General features: G+C 39.6%; 19 protein-coding genes. 10 read left to right on the forward strand and 9 right to left on the reverse strand.

Features of this window, described 5'->3' with window-relative positions; all coding sequences use genetic code 11:
- The first annotated feature begins 422 nt into the window (after nucleotides 1–422).
- Nucleotides 423–803, forward strand: coding sequence for a desulfoferrodoxin family protein (locus B3209_RS11640; protein ID WP_296690765.1), 381 nt, complete (start codon nucleotides 423–425; stop codon nucleotides 801–803).
- An 18-nt stretch (nucleotides 804–821) separates the two neighbouring features.
- Entirely contained in the window at nucleotides 822–1313 is a 492-nt protein-coding gene (locus B3209_RS11645; protein ID WP_296690766.1) for a ferritin, read from the forward strand.
- Between the two features lie 18 nt (nucleotides 1314–1331).
- On the opposite strand, the gene B3209_RS11650 is transcribed toward B3209_RS11645, so the two are convergent.
- From B3209_RS11650 to dcm, 7 genes are all read right to left on the reverse strand, one after another.
- Nucleotides 1332–2024 carry a hypothetical protein gene (locus B3209_RS11650; protein ID WP_296690769.1) on the reverse strand — a complete coding sequence of 231 codons (693 nt, stop codon included), beginning with the start codon at nucleotides 2022–2024 and terminating at the stop codon, nucleotides 1332–1334.
- Between the two features lie 144 nt (nucleotides 2025–2168).
- The gene (locus B3209_RS11655; protein ID WP_296690771.1) at nucleotides 2169–3152 is read right to left on the reverse strand and encodes a carbohydrate kinase family protein; all 984 of its coding nucleotides are present in this window, start codon (nucleotides 3150–3152) and stop codon (nucleotides 2169–2171) included.
- Between the two features lie 18 nt (nucleotides 3153–3170).
- Entirely contained in the window at nucleotides 3171–4730 is a 1560-nt protein-coding gene (locus B3209_RS11660) for a glycoside hydrolase family 32 protein (protein ID WP_296690773.1), read from the reverse strand.
- Between the two features lie 285 nt (nucleotides 4731–5015).
- A complete protein-coding gene (locus B3209_RS11665) occupies nucleotides 5016–6359 on the reverse strand; it encodes an LlaJI family restriction endonuclease (protein WP_296690776.1) in 1344 nt (447 codons plus the stop codon).
- Nucleotides 6334–6606: a nucleotidyltransferase family protein gene (locus tag B3209_RS11670; RefSeq protein ID WP_296662160.1), complete on the reverse strand. Its 273-nt coding sequence runs from the start codon at nucleotides 6604–6606 to the stop codon at nucleotides 6334–6336. The genes B3209_RS11665 and B3209_RS11670 overlap by 26 nt, the downstream gene beginning before the upstream one ends.
- A gap of 44 nt (nucleotides 6607–6650) precedes the next feature.
- Nucleotides 6651–8387: an AAA family ATPase gene (locus B3209_RS11675; RefSeq protein ID WP_296662159.1), complete on the reverse strand. Its 1737-nt coding sequence runs from the start codon at nucleotides 8385–8387 to the stop codon at nucleotides 6651–6653.
- Complete coding sequence (gene dcm / locus B3209_RS11680; RefSeq protein WP_349681190.1) at nucleotides 8384–9616, reverse strand: DNA (cytosine-5-)-methyltransferase; 1233 nt, start codon at nucleotides 9614–9616, stop codon at nucleotides 8384–8386. The genes B3209_RS11675 and dcm overlap by 4 nt, the downstream gene beginning before the upstream one ends.
- 475 nt (nucleotides 9617–10091) lie before the next feature.
- Here dcm and B3209_RS11685 point away from each other — a divergent pair, with 475 nt between their 5' ends.
- From B3209_RS11685 to B3209_RS11705, 5 genes are all read left to right on the forward strand, one after another.
- Nucleotides 10092–10310 (forward strand): hypothetical protein, encoded by a 219-nt coding sequence (locus B3209_RS11685; RefSeq protein WP_296690778.1) that lies wholly within the window; start codon nucleotides 10092–10094, stop codon nucleotides 10308–10310.
- A complete protein-coding gene (locus B3209_RS11690; protein WP_296690779.1) occupies nucleotides 10295–10681 on the forward strand; it encodes a type II toxin-antitoxin system VapC family toxin in 387 nt (128 codons plus the stop codon). The genes B3209_RS11685 and B3209_RS11690 overlap by 16 nt, the downstream gene beginning before the upstream one ends.
- 97 nt (nucleotides 10682–10778) lie before the next feature.
- Nucleotides 10779–13766, forward strand: coding sequence for a DUF3427 domain-containing protein (locus tag B3209_RS11695; protein ID WP_296690780.1), 2988 nt, complete (start codon nucleotides 10779–10781; stop codon nucleotides 13764–13766).
- Nucleotides 13767–13793: 27 nt separating this feature from the next.
- Entirely contained in the window at nucleotides 13794–14195 is a 402-nt protein-coding gene (locus tag B3209_RS11700) for a (deoxy)nucleoside triphosphate pyrophosphohydrolase (RefSeq protein WP_296690782.1), read from the forward strand.
- A gap of 278 nt (nucleotides 14196–14473) precedes the next feature.
- On the forward strand, nucleotides 14474–15172 hold the full coding sequence (locus tag B3209_RS11705; protein WP_296690784.1) for an SIMPL domain-containing protein: 699 nt from the start codon (nucleotides 14474–14476) through the stop codon (nucleotides 15170–15172).
- A gap of 125 nt (nucleotides 15173–15297) precedes the next feature.
- Here B3209_RS11705 and B3209_RS11710 read toward each other — a convergent pair whose 3' ends face one another.
- On the reverse strand, nucleotides 15298–15654 hold the full coding sequence (locus B3209_RS11710) for an arsenate reductase family protein (protein WP_296690787.1): 357 nt from the start codon (nucleotides 15652–15654) through the stop codon (nucleotides 15298–15300).
- Between the two features lie 123 nt (nucleotides 15655–15777).
- On the opposite strand from B3209_RS11710, the gene B3209_RS11715 reads away from it, so the two are divergent.
- The 3 genes from B3209_RS11715 (at nucleotide 15778) to B3209_RS11725 (ending at nucleotide 18316) form a co-directional block, all read left to right on the forward strand.
- Complete coding sequence (locus B3209_RS11715; RefSeq protein ID WP_296690790.1) at nucleotides 15778–16998, forward strand: ATP-binding protein; 1221 nt, start codon at nucleotides 15778–15780, stop codon at nucleotides 16996–16998.
- Nucleotides 16999–17071: 73 nt separating this feature from the next.
- On the forward strand, nucleotides 17072–17665 hold the full coding sequence (locus tag B3209_RS11720; RefSeq protein WP_296690792.1) for a TIGR01440 family protein: 594 nt from the start codon (nucleotides 17072–17074) through the stop codon (nucleotides 17663–17665).
- 234 nt (nucleotides 17666–17899) lie between these two features.
- A complete protein-coding gene (locus B3209_RS11725) occupies nucleotides 17900–18316 on the forward strand; it encodes a hypothetical protein (protein ID WP_296690795.1) in 417 nt (138 codons plus the stop codon).
- A 208-nt stretch (nucleotides 18317–18524) separates the two neighbouring features.
- On the opposite strand, the gene B3209_RS11730 is transcribed toward B3209_RS11725, so the two are convergent.
- Nucleotides 18525–19922, reverse strand: coding sequence for an MATE family efflux transporter (locus B3209_RS11730; RefSeq protein ID WP_296690798.1), 1398 nt, complete (start codon nucleotides 19920–19922; stop codon nucleotides 18525–18527).
- Nucleotides 19923–20267 lie beyond the last annotated feature (345 nt).

The raw sequence follows: 20267 nt of genomic DNA on the forward strand, positions 1-20267 counted from the left end.
CAATAGATTATCAACCGAGTTTATTTCAGAAACATCGCAGGGACCAAGCCCGATAATGACATTAAATTATAAAACTCGAAATTAAGGCTAATATATCACACTATAGCTTTATTTATATTAGAATAAAAAAAACAGATCTTATAACATCCTTGAATCTTTACATTTTAAAATACAAAACAAATTCCTATTTTCCCTTCACAAATCCGCTAATTTAACTTGCTTGTTTATGAGCAGCAGCAAATTTTCCTCTCACCATACCGCTGATGATTTTTTGATGACCGTTTGTGGGCGTTTTTTGTTTACACAGGATTTTTTTGTGGTATCTTAAAAGCGTAAACGCAAGGCAAAAAGAAAATAACAGGCAGCAAAAAAAAATGCAGTTATTTTTCAAGCCGGTCTTGCAAAATTTTTTGGAGGTCATTATGCAGTTGAAATTTTATTATTGCAGGCACTGCGGAAAAATCATCGCCATCGTAAAGGACTCTGGAGTTCCAACAATTTGCTGCGAAGAAGAAATGCAGGAACTTGTGCCGGGAACAACAGACGGCTCTACAGAAAAACACATTCCTGTAATCAAAGTTGCAGGAAACACAGTTTCTGTTACTGTAGGCTCAAAACTTCATCCGTCAGAAGCAGAACACTACATCGAATGGATTTTGCTTCAGACTGACAAAGGAATCCAGCAAAAGTGGCTTCGTCCCGGAAACTCTCCAAGCGTAGATTTTGCAGTTATGACAGGAGAGAGAGTTGAAGCCGCTTATGAATACTGTAACATTCACAGGCTTTGGAAAGCGGAATATTAAATTTCACGGAGGATTTTTATGAACACAACTACAACTTTAAGTTCAATGCTGAATACACAAATTCAAAAAGAATTTGAGTCGGCTTACATTTATCTTGGATTCGCAGCATTTTTTGACATGAAGGGACTTGCAGGATTTTCTGAATGGTACAAGCAGCAGGCAAAAGAAGAGGAAGAGCACGCAATGAAAATTTACGACTATCTGTGCAAAGTAAATCAGCCGGTGGAACTTTTGCCGATTGGCGCGCCCAAAAACAAGCCAGAAACAATCTCTCAAGTTCTAAAACAAAGCCTTGAACATGAGGAGTACGTAACAAATCTCATAACTACGCTTTATTTTCAAGCTGAAAAAGAAAAAAATCTGTTTGCAAAAAATTTCTTGAACTGGTTTATAAACGAACAGCTTGAAGAAGAGCAAAAGGCAAAAGAGCTTATAGACAAATACAAAATGTTCGGCTCAACACCAGAAGGTCTTTATGCGCTTGACAAAGAACTTGGCGGACGGCAATAAAAATATGCGGCATGGAAACTAAATCTGATTGAATGTTTTTTCTGATGATTTTCTTTCCATGCACTCTTTTCTAAACAATTCTACAAGCTGCTCCCTAGTAATATTTCCGTTGCGTTCACGCGCCGCCTTAAGTTTTCTATACACAGTATTTTCGCTGAAGCCTTCAACTTCTTTCTGGTAAATTTTTCCATCGCAAAGCTGCTCCAATATTTTTACTTCGTCTTCATAAAGCACAAGCCGCTTTCGTTCAAACTGATTTTCAAGGACAAAGAAGATGCTGCCAATAAACCAGATGCCGCGGACAATGTGAATCAGAAAATGAAAAACGCTTTCTCCGTTTATGGAAAACGCAACGCATACTGCCGCAAAGTAAAGCAGCATGGCAATATATTTTACTTTAGGCTTTATCATAACAACAATGCACACAATAAAAAGCGCAGTAAAATTGTTGAACAGAAAAGTTTTTTCAAACGCAATCAAGAAAACAAGAATCACTGAATAGACAAGATAAAAATAAGAAAAACACTTTCGCTTGAAAAAAGCCGCAACTAAAACGTAAATAAAATTCATAACAGCAATAATACAAGTTCCAATGAAAAATCCCTCGTTAAAGCCTTTCCAAATATAAAGAGCACAGATAATTCCAGAAAGAACACTTGTGAATAAAACGAAATGGTCGTTTAGAAAATCGGTAAGAATATTAGACTTCACAAGCCCTCCCCTGCAAAGCAAAACGGGCGAATAAAAGAATAAAAAAATCTTCTATATAATGGCTATATAAATAATAGCACCTTTTCCAAGAATTTCAATAGAACAAGAGGCAATATCGAAAAGTTTATGAATTTTTTTTGTCCGTTATTTTTTGCTGAAATCTTTTATAAGCTGTTCAATTTCCGTGCGCATAGGCATTACAGAAAGCGAGCCTTTTTTTGTTGTTACAAGCGATGAAGCGGCATTTGCAAAGACAAGCATTTTTTGCAGACGCTCCCTAGAAAAAGTTTCGTATCCAGCGCAAAGAATTTCATGCAGGATGCAAGCGCAGAATGTGTCGCCCGCTCCAGTCGTGTCAATTGTTTTTACGTTTGAAAATGTTCCGGCTGTTTCATGCAAAGAAATTTTTCCGTCAGAATAAAACGCTTCGCTTCCGTCCTTGCCCTTTGTAACTGTAATCAGCGGAATTTTAAATTTTGAGCGGATCCAGTTTATGCCATCGCAAATAGATTTTTCGCCTGAAACAAATTCAAGCTCTTCTGATGCAATCTTTAAGATTTCACATTCTGAAAGTCCAAACAAAATTTTTTCTTTTGCCTGGCTTTCACTTTCCCAAAGCGGAAGCCTTAAGTTCGGGTCAAATGAACGGAGCACGCCAGATTTTTTTGCTGTCTCAAGTGCAAATTTTGTAGCATCAAAGCAAATTTCATTTGTCATTGATAAAGTTCCAAAGTGAAATATTTTTGCAGCTGAAATCAGCTCCGATTTTATTTCAGATTTTTCAAGCATTGAATCTGCGCCTTGATTTCTGTAAAACGAAAAACTTCTGTCGCCGTCATCCGCAGTGTGAACAAAAGCGAGCGTTGTTTTATATTTTTTTGAAAAGATAAGATTTTCTGTTCCGATTCCAAGATTTTCAATTTTTGACTTGAGCATTTTTCCAAACATATCATCTCCGACTTTTCCAACAAACGAAACTGAATGTCCAAGTTTTGAAAGCATCGCAAGAACATTGCACGGAGCTCCTCCAGCGTTCGCCTCCATAAGCCAGTTTTTTTGTGCGCTCATTCCGTTCTGAGTAAAATCTACAAGAAGCTCGCCCAGCGCAACAGCATCGTAATTTTTCATTTTGCAAATCTCCATAATTTAAATTTCAAAAATCTTGTATTCAGCGCGGATATTTTCTGAAACAGACATTTCAAGCAACACGGAATTTTCATCGCTGTCAAAAATTTGCGCAGGCATAAGAAAAAATGCATTTGTAAATGCCACCTCGCCGTCGTTAACAAAAACTTCCATGGAACAAGTATCAATTAAAATCCTAAGGGAAATCTTTTTTCCATAAACGGATTTCTCGCAACAGAACGAAGACAGCGGAAGTTTCATTTTGCGGAAATTTATTTTTCCGCCGCCGTCCACGGATTTTTTTCTGTCAAACCAAAGCGTTTGTTCAGCAAAGTCGCAAGTGAATTCTACGGAAAATTTTTTGCCTGCAATTGTTCTGCTTAATACAAGAGAAAATTTTCCATTTGGATTTTTGCAAGCCGCTGAATTTTCAAAAGCAGAAAAAAGCTCAAGTTCAATATCTCCATGCAAAAAATCATTTTTTACAAATCCAGAGCCTCCAAAGACAATGCCGCTTTCACATTTTTTTCTATATGATGAAAGTTCATGCACAGGATTTTGAAAAAGTTTTCCGTTCTTCAATTCAAGTTCACGGGGAAAAGTCATCATTCCAGACCAAAGATAATCTTGAGGCGTAATGTACGATTCCCAGTTTTGCATCCAGGCAATCATGATTCTTCGTCCGTCAGGAGCAAGGCAAGTCTGAGGCGCATAAAAATCGATTCCGCCGTCAATCTGCGCAAAATCAAAAGAATTTTCAGTTCGTCTTTCGCGCTCAAAAACAAATTCTGGCCTTTTTAGAATTCCTGTCATGTAAACACTGTTGTTTCCGTCGTGAAGTCCGTTCTCAAAATCCGCTTTCATTTCCTGCGGAGAAAAAATCACAACGTCCTTTCCGTCCAATTTAAAAATGTCTGGACACTCCCACATTCCGCTTTTTCCGCTGCTCCTGTCAATCACAGAAACGAATTTCCAGTCAAAAAGATTTTTAGAGCAGAAGCAGACAAGAGAGCCTTTTCCGTCTGGCATTTTGAGGACACACGCCATGTAAAATTTTCCGTCTTCTCGCCACAGCTTGGGATCACGGAAATCGCCTTTTTGAAATTCAAAAGGAACATCTGCCGCGCCAATTACAGGATTCTTAACAAATTTTTTGTAGCAAAGTCCGTCGCCTTCTGCCACGCACTGGTTCTGCAAAGTTTCGCCTTTTGAATTTTTTGAAACTCCTGTATAAACAAGAATATGCCGCCCTTCAAATTCAATTGCCGTTCCAGAAAAGCAGCCTTCGCAGTCAAAAGTGGAATCAGGAGCAAGAGCAGGCTCAAGAATTTCCCAGCGCACAAAATCTGAAGTGCAAAGATGCCCCCAGTGCATTGCTCCCCATTGAGTTGAATACGGATGATACTGAAAAAACAAATGGAACTTTCCGCCGAAAAATGAAAAGCCGTTCGGGTCGTTGCACCATCCCGCCGGAGAAAACGCATGAAAAAGTGGAAGCTGAAAATTTTGCGACGGCAATTTCAAACTTTCCTGAATTTCATTTTGTTTTTTTACAGCAGCTTTTAGTGTATATTTTTGCATAGACTTTCCCAAGACATTCCTAGGTAATTAAATATAAAGATTATTATATCATTGTTCAGAAAAATTTTTCTATAAATTGTATGGCAGATAAAAATTGAAGACACCCGGTTCAATCTTCACAGAATCCAAAGTCCTGAAAGTTGTAATCGCAGGATAAAGTATTTCTTTTTAGTAAAAATGTACCCAGTTCTTTGGATAAATATAGTAACTATATTTTAAAATAAAGTAACTAAGTTTGGAAATATAGTTACTTTATTCAGGGAACTTAGTGGAAATGTTTTTGAGTTATATTTTTTCTTCAATCGCCGCTGCAAGCTGCTCAATCAGCTCGTTGTCTTTTTTTGCGGCGTGCTCCATTACAGTTTTTGTGTCAAGAAGGATTCCGTGGATTTTGTGCCATGATTTTTCAGGAACAAAGGAAACATCAGAAGAATCTTTTTCCGCCAAAATGTAATCCGCGCCCGCATAGCCGATATTTTCAATTTTCTGGACGCAGGCAGGCATTATAAACGCATTGAAAATTGAATTCTCAGTCCGGTTCCGTTTTATTTTTTCCGGAATTGAATCATTTTTTTCTATATATTCAGCATATGCGAACTGCTTCACAATGCTCGCGCTGTCCGGAAGATGATTTTTTATGCCAGTCGCTCCGTAGCGGTAATATTTTGAGTCAAGCACAAAAATTTTCTGCCCGGTTTTTGCACGGTTTGTTATCATAATCGTGTCGGGACGGAGGGAGTTGTGTTTCTCATCCGTTCTAAACTCAAAGCGCTCTTCACTGCCTTTTTTGTTTTTAAGCTTCCAATAAACTTTGGGATAAAAATCTTCCTTGTCCGTCTCTCCAAAAATGCGGTCAATAAGTTTTTCCCAGATGACATGGAAATTTTGAGTTCCGTAAATAAATTCCTTATTTTCAGAGTTTTCATCAAGAAAATTCAGCACATCCAGCATATTCTTAAAAAGAAGCAGATTGTTCTCGTTAAAAGTCTGTGTCATCGCCTTTTTTATGACGGCTATAAAAAGATTTTTGTTCAGCTTAAGCTCCGATTTTTCGGGCAAAAAACTGGAAAACAGAAATCCTAGCTTTGAAAAACATTCGTGGACGCAAAATTTATGGATTTGGGAAATCAGCTCCGCCTGGCTGTAATTTGTCTTTTGAGTTATAAAATCAAAATAAAACGGCTGAAAATCAATAAACTGCGGCTTGACACTTTTTATGGTGCGGCTCCAGCTCACTTTTCCGCCCTGACTTTTTGAATACTGCGTTTCTTTCTGGACATAATAGCCGTTCGACAAAAAATCGCGGATTATAAAAAGATACGCATGAACTGGAAATGCAACATTTCGATTTTTTGAAATCAGCGGCGAGGAAGAAAGATTGTCCTCCTTTTCCCCAAATGTCCGCAGAATTTGAATAAGATTCAAAATGTTTTTACGGACTTCTTTTTCTATTTCGGCAGGAGAATCAGTTTTTTCGTCCGGCTTTCTGTAGCCCACAGGAAAATAGATTTTCAGCTTTCCGTCAGTGCACTTTAGTCCGACAAATTTTTCAGAAAGACTTTCAGCGTCGTTTTTATCCTCTCCAAAATAAACGCAGCAGATTTTATCCAATCTTCTGTAACTCTCCATGACGTTTTAATAGGGAGAAAAAATCATTTTGACAGTCAAAATCAACCAAATCAACTCTCATATTAAGCGCGGTTTCCAAATCATAGTGGATTCCAAAAAAACTTTGAACAGGAAGTCCTTTTACACCCAAATCCACATCGGAATTCTTACCAGCCTTTCCATTCGCCTGAGAGCCAAAAATGTAGATTTCCGTGCAACCGGCATCTTTGAGAATTTTTGTAGCCTGCAAAAGTTTTCGTTTATCCATAATGACAGTATATTACATTTTTTGGGAAAATTATAGTTTAAAAGTCAAACTTCATTTTCTTCTTCAGATTTTTCTGATTTCTCAGCAAAAAACTCAATATTCTTGAAAATTCCGAAGTTCGGCGCATCCATTTTTACTTTTTCTAGCAGAGATTCAAAATTATCAGCATCTTCAAAAACATCTTCACGGCTGAATTTGAACGCATCGTCCCAGAGATATTTCAGGATTTTGTTTTTAAATGATTTCTCTTCAATAATATATTTTCCGTTTATGTCATTTTTATCATCAGGAACAGCCTTGACAAACCAGCAGCCGAGCCGCTTGTCTATCATGCTTGAAAAATTATTTTCTCTTGAAAACTGCGAGATTTTCTCATTGATTGTTTTATGGAAAGTTTCCCAAGTAATTTTAGAACCTTCAATTAGTGCCGTTTTCTGCCGGTCAATATTTTTTTGCTCTTCTTCAGTTTTTGCTTTTTCAGAATCCTCACCAAATTCGTTTTTTACCAGAACCATATCCCATCGGCGTTGAAAAGCATTGTCCAATATAAAAACATTCTGGTCGCTCGTGTTCATTGTGGCAAGAATTGAAAGATTCGGAGGAAGGCGGATTGAAGTATTTTCTGTGAAAGTAAGACTTCCAATTTGGACAGACGTTTTTACATTTTTATCAGAATATTTGTCATCATCACTTCTGATAAACGAATTCAAGTCTAAATTTTCAACAAAGTATGAGCTCCAGCCATCGCTTTTTCGGTCAAGCAACTGAAACAAATCTCCAAAAATAGCCGCTGCGTTTCCACGATTAATTTCTTCGATTATTAAATAGTATGGTTGAGAAGGATTTTTCAAGGCGCGTTTTAAAATTCGTGCAAAAGGTCCAGCCTTAAAACGGTAATCAATGCCATCAGGTGTCTGCACAGGCAAAATCTGTCCAACAAAATCAGCGTTTGTGTATTCAGGATGAAAAACAACACGCATTTTCTGCTCGTCAGAAATGCTTCCTGTTTTCTTATCAATTTTGTTGCTTTTTCCGCAGCCGGGAACGCCGTAGTAGATGATTTGGGAGAAATTTGGGGTATAAGAGTTTTCAGAAAGATTATGATTTATATTCCATATTTCATCTGGTAAAGGTTTATCTTCTATATTTTTCCCAATAACATTTTCAATTGATTTTCTTAAATATGGATTCTTTCGACAAATTTGTTCCAATAATGATTTTGAGTATTCATTTTCAGGAATGTATTGTAATGCATCATTTCTGTTACCATTATAAGGCGTCAAAGAAATAGTAATAGGATTTAACTGAATATTTCTCAATTCCAAATGCTCTTTCATTCCAAAAGGAAATAAAATAGCAACTCCATATTTATTATGGTCTGTTTTATCAGGAAATAAAAGTTTTGGCTCAGAAGCAACAAATCCAAAAGCATAAATACCTCGCATACTCAATGCTTCTTTTAAATCAGAAAATTGACCTTGTCTATAACAAAAAACAATATCTCCTTTTTTCATAAAAGGACGAGAATGATCATTTAAAGGTGTATAAATTATCGAATCAATCCAATTATCCCCTGTAGAAAGATTATTAAATGATTCTTTTGAACAAATCGTAAAAAAAGCTCTATTTGAATTTCTAAAAACATCTCTTACATATTCGTCTATAGATTCCGAATCAAATTTTGAATATGCAGAATACACAGAAACAAGTTCATCATAATATTCTTCATATTCATTTCTAAGAGGCTTAATTGAGTTTAGTAATTTTTCTGTATGAGTCATCTCTCATTCTCCCTAACAAATTGAATTACATTTCTTGCTACGCGTTCTATCAAGGGCTCTGTCACGCTGTTTCCTGCCTGCTTGTATTTCTTGCTTTGCGCAATTGTGTTCGGGAATCGGAATGGATTTTGAATATTGACAGGGAATCCTTGAAATCCAAGACATTCTTCAGGCGTTAATTTTCGAATTCCTTTTGAAGTTCGGACAATCGGAACATTATGTCCGCCCTCGCCCATGTTTGCCGTCAAAGTCGGGCAGACTCCACTTTTATTCTCGCGGATATAAACTCTTCGCCACTGATAAACCGTGTCCGGGTTTACAATCACATCTTTCATTCTGTCGTAATAGAGGTGTTTTTCTTTGTAAAAAAGATTTTCCGTTTCAATAGAATCATCTATCACATCATGAATATTTTTTGTAAGCTCAACTTTTTCTGGAAAAGGAAACTCAAACTGCCCATTACGAAAATACATTTCGGGAATTTCAACTTGATTCGGATCAAAGCCGACTATAAAAATTCGCTCGCGGTTCTGAGGAACATTCGCATATTCGCACGGATTCATAATTTTTGAGTCAACAATATACCCAAGCCGATTTTGCAGAACGTCCATTATCTTTGCAAAAGTTCGCCCTTCATCATGCGATTTCAAGTTTTTTACATTTTCAAGATAAAATGCCTTTGGACGATGCTTTTCCAAAATATCTGCAACATCAAAGAACAAAGTTCCACGGACATCATCAAATCCCTTTTGATAGCCGGCAATCGAAAATGCCTGGCACGGAAAGCCAGCGCACAGCACATCAAATTTTTCAGGAATCAAATCTTTAGTTTCAGGCTTTGTTATATCGCCGAATGGAACTTCTCCATAGTTTTCAAAATAAGTCTGCTTTGCGGCATCGTCCCATTCAGAGGAAAAAACACACTGACCACCGCAGGACTGCATCGCAAGCCTAAATCCGCCAATACCGGCAAACAAATCAATAAAAGTAAACGAGGGATTTTTTGGTATACCAAACGGAACATCAAGTTTTGCATTGAAATCATCTGTTTCTGGAAAATTTAAAACATCAAGTCCGTTTTGCTCAAGAATTTTTCTGTATCTTTCACCAGCAATGGAATCTTGAAGCTGGATATAATGACTTAAAAGCGCATAGTCTTCATCAAAAGTTTTTTCACCAATATATTTGTCTAAAATTGTGTAGTTGGCTTTTGATTTTTTTCGAGGTATTTTCTGTTCCGAAAAATGTTCGTTTTTTGGAGCAGGTCAGGACTGCTTTGGGCATGAAAAAAACTTGATAAATAGAATAGACAAAATTTTCTTCCGAATACCCATTTTACAGCGAGGAGAATCAGAAACGGCTTGAACTTTCAATTCAGCACGCAAAAGAAGGAAAACTTACAGAACACAAACTTATTGAGGAATAAACTTTCACTTTCCCCTAGAAAAATGTGATTACTCCTTTAATATTCCCCTAGAAAAATGTAATTGAAAATCTAAAAAAAACGCTATATTATAGTTAAGAATAATAGTCTAAAGAAGGGAATAAGATAAAAACAGCCGAAACTGGCGTCTGTTTTTATCTTTACAAGTTTGCGTTGCAAACTTCATTATCAACTGTTGTTTCTCACTTCGTTGTGAAACAACTTAAAAAGTCGAATCGGAAATTGATATTTCCTCATTGACTTTTTATGGGGGGCATTTTATGGAAGGTTCAAATGTAATAAGATTGTATAGTGAAATAGAAATGCTCTCTTACTCCGACCGGATTTCGTTATTAAACAAACTTCTGAGTTCAATTGGATTTAATCGTTCCAAAAAAACAGAATCTTCCTCCGAGAATTTTGACAAAGCATTTGGCCTATGGAAAGACAGCGACATAAATATTGAAAATATCCGTCAGAAAGCATGGAGCCGGACATAATGCTGTATCTATGCGACACTTGCATTTTAATTGATTACCTTCGTGGAAAAGAAGAAGCAAGGGAACGGCTTTCTGCCGATAGGACAAAAGGGCTTGGAATGTCTGCTATAACTTATATGGAACTTATGGTTGGAGCAAGAAATAAAAATGAAGTTATAGCCATAAAAAAGGCTTTTGCTGATTTTGAAATAATAGAATTTACAGAAGCTATTTCTGTAAAAGCTAGGAATCTAATAGAAAAGTTTGCGAAAAGTCATGGACTTCTAATTCCCGATGCTTTGATTGCAGCAACGGCACTTGAATTTGAAATTCCGCTTTCAACCTTGAATATTTCAGATTTTAAATTTATTCCAAATCTAACATTGGTTTAAGGATTAAAAATGTCAGATACAGAAAATACATCTGTCCCAAAAAACGAACCTTTTTCGGGACGCTTTTTCATTACAAAATAAGGATACTGGAAACATTATGGAAGAATCTATCCTTATCACAAACGGACCTGTCCGCAGTTTTTACAACGAGCTTATTGAAAATCTTAGTGATTGTTCCCAGTTCAAAATAAGCGTGGCGTTCATCACTTACGGAGGATTGCAGGTTCTGCTTGAAACGCTGGAGGCTCTTGAAAAACAAAATATCCGCGGCGAGATTCTTACAACAACCTACAAGGAAATGACCAGTCCGCAAGTTCTTGAGCGGCTTTCCAAATTCAAAAATATCCATCTTAAAATTTATGTTCCGCCAACACAAAACGACGGGTTTCATGCAAAAGGCTATCTGTTCCACAAAAGCAGCAATGAATCAGAAAAATGGACTGTCATAATCGGCTCTTCAAACATAACAGGACGCGCGCTAAAGACGAATGTTGAATGGAACGTCCTTCAAAACGAAAACTGCGGCGAGCGACAGGAACCCGGAATTTTTACCAAATCTGTTCTTGACGAATTTGAAACTCTCTGGAAAAGCCCATGGGCAAAAGAATATTCCGATGAATTTTTGATTTCTTACCGCGACTATCTTTCAAAAGTAAAACGCCAGCAAAAACAGGAATCAAAACTTTTATTTTCATACAACAGTTTTACAGATGAAAATTCACCGTCCATAATCCAGCCAAATGAAATGCAGCAGGAAGCGATTGTAAAGCTTGACCGCCTGCGAAAAACAGGAGCAAAAAAGGCTCTTGCAATCGCCGCAACCGGAAGCGGAAAAACTTATATGTCAGTCTTTGACGCGCTGCAGGTAAAACCAAAGCATCTGCTTTTTATTGTTCACCGCGAGGACATTCTGAAAAAGGCGAAGGAATCTTTTGACACAATCTGCTCCGCAACAGAAGAAAATTATTCCTCAGGATTTTTCACAGGAAACCAGAAAGATAAAAACTGCAAGTACCTTTTTGCAACCCGCGATACTTTAAGCCGGCATTACAATGAATTTAACAAAGATGCTTTTGACTATATCGTTTTGGACGAAGCTCATCATGCGTCAAGCGAAAGCTACAAAAGTATCCTTGCGCATTTTACTCCGAATTTTCTGCTCGGACTTACGGCAACTCCAGAACGAAGCGACAATGGCGACATATATTCAATTTTTGACAACAATGTCGCTGTGGAAATCCGGTTGCGGGACGCACTTTCTAATGATTTAGTCTGCCCTTTTCACTATTTTGGGCTTACAGATGCGGAAGGAATCGACTATTCAAAAATCAAGGCTGAACCAGGAACAAGCGAATATATAGAAGAAATTGCAAATATGCTAATGGTGAACCGGCGCGTTGATTACATCATAGAGAAAATAAATTTCTACGGGCATGACGGTGAAAAACAGAAGGCGCTTGGATTCTGCGCGACTGTAAAACACGCAAAATATATGGCGGAAGAATTCAACAAGAGACTTTCCAAAAACAACGGTCAGATTGCCGTCGCACTTTCAGGAGATGACAGCGTTGAAGTCCGTGAAAAATACGCACGTCTTTTAGAAGATGACAACTCTCCTCTTCAATACATTTTTTCAGTCGATATTTTCAATGAAGGAATCGACATTCCGTCCGTAAACACAGTTCTGCTTCTGCGCCCGACCGAATCTTCAATAATTTTTATCCAGCAGCTCGGAAGAGGCTTGCGCAAACTGGACGGCAAGGAATTTGTAACGGTCCTTGATTTTATCGGGAACTACAAAAAATCTTTTCTGATGGCGATTGCCATGAACGGAAAACAGGACTACGACCGCGACTCCTTGAAGCTTGAAGTTGCAAATGATTTTGCAGACCTGCCGAACGGAACTTACATCCACATGGACAAAATCACAAAGGAACAGATTCTGCGCCAGCTTGAAAACGAAAAATTCATGTCGTTAAAATATATGAAGGAATCTTACCTTTCGTTCAAGCATGTATGCGGTGGAAAAGTTCCGTTTCTTGTTGATTATCTAAAGCATGACGGAAGCATTGATCCTGTGCGGTTCACGGTTTTCAGTCCGAACTACAAGACATATTTTGATTTTGCCGCGTACATTGAAAAAGAAAGCCACCCTGAATTTTCTTTAATGAACGAAGACGAATCTTTCAGGCAGATTATGCAGCTTCTAAGCTTTTATTCGCCTGCAAGACGCGCAGAAGAATGGATTATCGCGGAAACGGTTTTTAATTCCAAAAACAACTTTGCTTCTGTTGATGAAATTGCAGAAAAGGCAAAAAAATATCTTTCTTTTGTGAATAAAACTTCTGTAGTTCACGCCTGCCAGACGCTTAGCGGAGCATATTTTGACTCAAGCGAAAAAACACGCTACGAAAAGGCGATTTTTAATTTTGATGGAGATTCAGTTTCGTTCAACAAAAACACGGTTAACTCACTTGAAAACTCAAGATTTTCCGCACAAAAGAAGCTTTGGCTGGAAGACTTGATTCAATACAACCTTTTGCGCTATCAAAATGAATTCGGATCAGATGATTATTCTGAAAGCGGAACTTTGCCCTTTTTAAGGCTCTACCAAAAATACACGATGCGCGACGCGGCTCTTTTATGCAACTACACAAAAATTCATTCTTCATTCCGCGGACAAGGACTTATAACTTCTGCAAAGCCGGACTATTTTCTGTTTGTGAATTTGCACAAGGACGCAGACATAAAGGATTCCATAAATTATGCTGACAAATTCATAACGCCGGAACATTTTCAGTGGCAGTCGCCAAACAGCACAACGCAAAATTCTGAAGTCGGACAGAACCTAATCCGCAATATAGAAAGGAAAATCCGCCTTCATCTTTTTGTGCGCAAATTTGAAAAAGTAGAAAACATAACTCAGCCGTTCATTTATCTTGGGCAGGTCTCAACTTTTCCGGACAGTGCGGAAGGCAACAAGCCAATCACAATGAGATTCGCACTTCAAAACCGCGTTCCAGATGAGCTTTTCAACGATTTTATAACACGCACTGACAAAATGGGAAAAAACAGTAATAATTGACTTTATAAAAACTAGCGAGGCATAAAAATGAAACAAATCCACGTTTCCGCGGCAGTGATTCTCCGCACAACATCCGGCGGCGAAAAACAGATTTTTGCGACTCAGCGCGGATACGGCGAATGGAAGGACTGGTGGGAATTTCCGGGCGGAAAGATTGAGGCAGGAGAAACTGCTGAACAGGCGATTGTCCGCGAAATCCGCGAGGAGCTTGCGACGGAAATTCTCCCTGAACAAAAACTCTGCACGGTTGAATACGACTACCCAGCCTTTCACTTGAAAATGGAATGTTTTTTGTGCTCGGTTGTTTCCGGGAAGCTGACGCTTTTGGAGCACGAGAATTCTGCCTGGCTTTCCGCAGAGAAACTTGAAAGCGTAAAATGGCTTCCTGCGGACGTGGAAGTTTTAGGCAAAGTAAAAGAGCTTTTGTAAGGCGGATGCGGTAGCGCTGGGAGCCCCGAAGTTCTTGGGTGATTGAGCCTGTCGAAATCACCCAAGAATGAGCGTGAGCGAAGGGCGGACATAGCGACTGCAAATACCAAAGGGATTTGCAAGACCGCCCATAGTATTCCGACTTGGAAAAACTGACGCAACCTTTTTCTCGCGAAGTTGTTCAATAGACATAATCCGGAAAATTTTATATTTAGATTTCATGCTGATTTTTTGGATTCAATTCATTACATTTTTAGAAAAACATTCGGAGGAAAAAAATGAAAGAACTAAAGGCATTCATTCTGGCGGTATCGGTTTCGCTTGTCGTGTCGGCGGCGATTGTTTCCACGGGGCTTTCAAAAATAGCAAGGCCTGACAGGACAGTTACAGTGCGCGGACTTGCGGAAAAAGAAGTCGATGCTGACCTTGCACTCTGGCCGCTCACATTCACGCTTGGAGCAAACAGCCTTCCGCAGCTCCAGAAGGATATTCTGAAAAAAACCCAGACTGTAAAGGAATATCTTTCAAGCCACGGACTTTCAGAAGAAGACTACACGGTTCAGTCGCCAAGCATAACGGACAACACAATCAATCCGTACATGGACCGGGACAAAATTCTCTACACTTACCTTGCGCAAACGGTAGTTCTTGTGCGCTCGTCAAAAGTCGCAGAAGTGAAAAAGGCACAAGACGATTCCCTTGACCTTATGAGCAGCGGAATCGCAGTCTCAAAAGACTACAACAGCAAGATTTCATTTGAATTCACAAAGCTGAACAACATAAAGCCGCAGATGATTGCGGAGGCGACAAAAAACGCACGCACAGCAGCCGAGCAGTTTGCGCATGATTCTGGAAGCAAAGTCGGAAAAATCAAAACTGCAACCCAGGGATTTTTCAGCATAGAGAACGCTGCCGAAGACCTTCAGGAAAAAAAGACAATCCGCGTGGTAACCACAGTCGAATATCTTTTAAAATAAAACAAGCCTCCCGTTCATGCCAGTCAATGACAAGCGGAATCCGTCGCTGAACAGACATACTGCGGCGGATTTTATTTTTTAATCAATTTTTGAACAAAAAGCACGCTTACAGCACTTCAAAAAATCTACTTCCACCCTTCCCAGATTTTCACTTCAAGTCCATAGGTTGCGGCGTTTTTTCCGTTCCGGCAAATCGGTAGTTTCAGCAAAAGCTGGTTTTCAAAAAGTTTTTCTTCCTTGTCTGCGTCATCAAGATATGCGAACAAGGCATAGTCCTTTGATTTTTTGTCTGCCAGAAGCTCAAGCGCATCTGCTTTAGAGCCAGCCGTGCGCGCAAGTGAATCCACAATGCTTTCAAATTCGCCCCGGCTCATCTCTTTTTCCTTTAAATCGATGAACTGAAAAGGAATCCTCCGTTCTTTGAACCACATCTGCGCCTTTTTTGTGTCAAAATTCTTTGTCGTGCCAAAAATCTGAATCATGCAAAAATTATAGCAGAAATCGTGCGGAAGTTACAGGTATGACAAATATAATACAAAAATTTTTCAATATCAACTTAAAAACAACCTTGACATGACAATATTTTCAAAGTACACTTTGAATAAATGATAAGAAGTTCATATTTTCAAAGTATAGAAGCATTTAAAGACAAGCAGGTAATCAAAGTTCTGACAGGAATCCGGCGGTGCGGAAAATCCGTGCTTATGGAACAGTATATGCAGACGCTTTTGGATAGAGGCGTTTCAGAGAGGCAGATTACTTATATCAGGCTTGACGACTTGGACAACGAGCTTTTGCTGGAATATCACAATCTTTATGCGTTCATAAAATCCGCGCTTTTGGAAGACAAGATGAACTATGTTTTTATTGACGAAGTTCAGCTGTGCAAGGATTTTCAGAAGCCGGTAGAAACACTTTTCAACTACAAAAACGTGGATTTGTATCTTACAGGCTCGAACGCGGACTTGCTGTCCGGGGAACTCGCCACTCTTTTAAGCGGGAGATACGTTACGATTGACATGCTTCCCTTTTCATTTCGCGAATATCTTGAATGTATAAAGGAAAACAATTTTCCACAGCAGACAACCGAAGAAAACTATTACGACTACGTGAAATTCGGAAGCATGCCGTTCACAGTCCAGCTCAGAAAAAATACGGAAAGCGTATACCAGTACCTGAACGGAGTTTACAACACGATAATCGTAAAGGACATCGCAAGGCGGCATCAGATAAAGGACGTTGCGGTTCTTGAAGCCGTAATAAAATTCATGTTCCAGAACTGCGGAAATTTCTGCACATCAAAAAAAATCAGCGACACGCTTACAAGTTCCGGGCGCAAAACAAGTCAGCCCACAGTCGAAAACTATATGCACTTTCTTGAGGAATGTTTTTTAGTCTACAGGGTCGAACGCTACGATGTGCGCGGAAAGGAGATTCTTAAAAACATCTCAAAATACTACATCTCCGACACAGGACTGCGGAATATGCTTTTGGGCTACAGAAATATCGACATGGGACACATCCTTGAAAACCAGATTTTTCTTGAGCTTAAGCGGCAGCATTTTACGATTTACACGGGCAGAAACCTCGATGCCGAAATAGATTTTGTGGCAAAGAATCAGACTTCTCTTTTTTACATCCAGGTCGCAGAAACCGTAAAAGACGAGGAGACGCTGAAACGTGAGCTTTCTGCCTTCAAAAACATTCCGGATTCGTACCCGAGAGTTATAATCACGATGGACAGAAATTTGAACTCAGATTTCAACGGAATCCGAAACATCAACGCGCTCGATTTTCTTACAGGAAAGGAGAAGCTTGGTTTTTAGAATCTATGGAGCAAAAAAACTCTCTGCACAAAAATAAAAATTGTGATACCATTCTGCCTACAAGGACAAAATTATGAATCAGAACGAAAACAAAAATGCAACGGCGGAAAATCTTTCTGAAATTTCACGCCAGGCAGAAAAGATAATCACAGAGCTGCTCGATTCCCATCCGCAGAAAAAAGGCTCGGTTTTTGTAATCGGATGCTCGACTAGCGAGGTTGCGGGCGGCTCTATCGGAAAAGACTCAAGCGTGGAAATCGGAAAGGCGATTTTTAAAACTGCAAATAGGATTTTGTCATCAAAAGGGACTTTTCTTGCTTGCCAGTGCTGCGAGCACTTGAACCGTGCGCTTGTTGTTGAGCGCGAGTGCGCAGAAAAATACGGACTTGACGAAGTTTGCGTTGTTCCGTGGATTCACGGAGGCGGCTCGTTCGCGACTGCGGCTTACTACGGATTCAAGGAGCCGGTCGTCGTTGAGCATATAAAGGCGGCGGCAGGAATCGACATTGGAAGCACGCTGATTGGAATGCACATGAAAGAAGTCGCGGTTCCAGTCCACCCGGAGCAGAAATTCGTTGGCAAGGCTTACGTTACGGCGGCTTACTCACGGCCGAAGCTCATTGGCGGCGAGCGGGCAAGATACACAGCGGAAAAGCAAGAGCAGTAACGTTTTTCAAAATTATTCGCGGACAAAGAACGTTTTATAAAAGTACGTGCGGACGGCAAACGTTAAAATAACGATACATGAAATTGCAGGAAATCACCAAATGTTATTTATATGATCATAAAAGATTTGTCCGCCTTATTTCTTTACGATTTTCCGTCATCTTGACAATTTCCACAAAAAGAAATACTAATAGAAAGATTTTATAAAACAATCTAATATTTTTCGGAGTTTATTATGTGTTTATCAAAAAAATCAAAGGTCGTAGCAATTTTACTCATCGCCACAGCCACATCTTGTTTTTCCCAGAAATGGAAAGGAATTGTAAAAGGCATTGGCGACAGAGCCAGCGGAAATACAAATTCCCAGGCAATAGAAAAAACTGAACCTGCAGAAACAAACAATGCCAAGAAAAATACAGCAAAACTCTCAAACAACCCTCAGGTTCAGACAAAAGCCGCTTATCTTACAAAAGCCGAAGTCGCACTAAACTCAAAAGATTACAATACCGCCGCAGAAAACTACAACAAAGCTGTAAAAACAAAGCTTCCAAAAAATGTTGACAAATCCGACGCCGACATACTTAACACCTGGACAAAAGAAATCTACGCAAGGCTTCAGTATCAAAATATCAAAAACTTAAAAAACAGATAGCATTCAGCTCCCGGCTTTACACAATGCAAACCGGGATTTTTTATATGGGCGTTCGCCGCAAAACTTCGTTTTGCTTCACGAGTTTGCTTTGCAAACTCGCGCCGCCGGGCTTTTCGCACTTCGCTAACGCTCATTCCTCCGCAACCGCTGGTTGCTCTGGAACTACGGTGCTACAATCCCTAACGCATTAAGCATTACGCATTACGAATTATTCATCACGCATTTCCGTCATCTTCTTCATCTCTCCACGCAAAAAAATCACTGCAACCACGAACGAAACCACGTCGCTTATGAGCGCGCTCCACAGCATTGTTACTATGTTTTGGCTCACGGTGGCAAGAATAATTGAAGCTGGAACAAAAACAATCACATCGCGCAGAAGAGCAAGAAGCGTTGACTTTCCGCTTTTTCCGATTGACTGCAAGATTATCGACGCGGATTTTATAAAGCACGTCATTATGATTCCACTCAAAAAGATTCTTACGCAAAGCCGCGCGTATTCCATGTATTCAGGCGAGTTGCCTTTTCCGAAAATCGAAATCACCAAGTCCGGAAGAAATTCAAAAATCAGGAAAACAATAACGCCGATTGCAAGAACAAGACGCAGAATCACGTTTGCTGTTTCCTTTACGCGAGAAGAATTTCCGGCTCCCATGTTGAATCCGATTATAGGCTGGCCGCCCAAGCTGATTCCAATAACAATGGAAATTACGATTCCAAAAACTTTCATAACTATTCCCACGACCGCAAGCGGAATCACAGAGCCGAAAGCCTCGCCGGTGCTTGCGAAAGTTCCGTAGCCGTATTTTGAAAGAAGGTTGTTGTTCACGGCGATTACAATCACTATTGAAAGCTGAACGATAAGAGACGCCATTCCAATCATTGCAATCCGGGCAAGCAAAATAAAATCAGGCTTGAGACATTTTAGATTCAGATGAAAATTCTTTGAGCGGAAAATGTAAAAAATGCTCATTGCAAAAGTCAGAACCTGCCCGATTACAGTCGCAATCGCAGCACCGCGAACGCCCATTCCAAAGACGAAAATAAAAACCGGGTCAAGGATAATGTTTGAAACCGCGCCAACAAGAGTGCAAGTCATCGCGAATTTCGGCGAGCCGTCCGCGCGGATTGCTCCGTTCAAGCCCTGTCCAATCATATAGAAAGGAAGCCCCATGCAGATCACCGTAAAATACTCGTTCGCAAAATCGTAGCAGAGCTTTTCATCTGGATTCGCGCCGAAAACCGCAAGAATTTGGTTCTTGAACAAGAAGCCAAAAGCGCAAAGCAAAACCGAAAGAATAACCAGAAACGAAAATCCCGTTCCAACGCACTTATCCGCTTTTTCCCTGTTCCGCTCGCCCAGCGCAAGACTGAACATTGCCGCAGAGCCGTCGCCTACAAGAAGCGCAAGCCCCAAAGCCAGAACCGTGAACGGATAGACGATGTTGGTCGCCGCGTTTCCGAATGCGCCCGCGCTGCTCCAGCCGATAAAAATCTGGTCAACAATATTGTACAAAGCCGCAACCAACATACTGATAACGCACGGAACTGCAAAATGCCGCACAAGCCGCCCGATTTTCTCGCTCCCCAAGTCATAGTTTTTCATAAACACCTCAAGAAAAACGCAATCGACAAACAAAAAAAGCAGCCTAAAAACGCGCCCGAACTGGACTTACGCTTTTGGCTGCTCGTTAGATTGCATTTGAATTTTTAATTTCGCCTATCCTAGCAGATTTTTTGATTTTGTGTAAGCGAATTGGGGAAAATAAAATTTTTGCATGAGCTGAAAATACGCTGGGAAAGCCGAAAAAATTTTCGAATGAGTTAAAAGTGCGTTGGGCAGGCCGTAAAAATTTTCGAACGAGTTAAAAGTGCGTTGGGCAGCGCATTAAAGTTTTCGAACGAGTTAAAAGTGCGTTGGGCAGCGCATTAAAGTTTTCGAACGCGTCAA

It is taken from the genome of Treponema sp. UBA6852 (genome assembly GCA_002449305.1).
Lineage (GTDB): Bacteria > Spirochaetota > Spirochaetia > Treponematales > Treponemataceae > Treponema_D.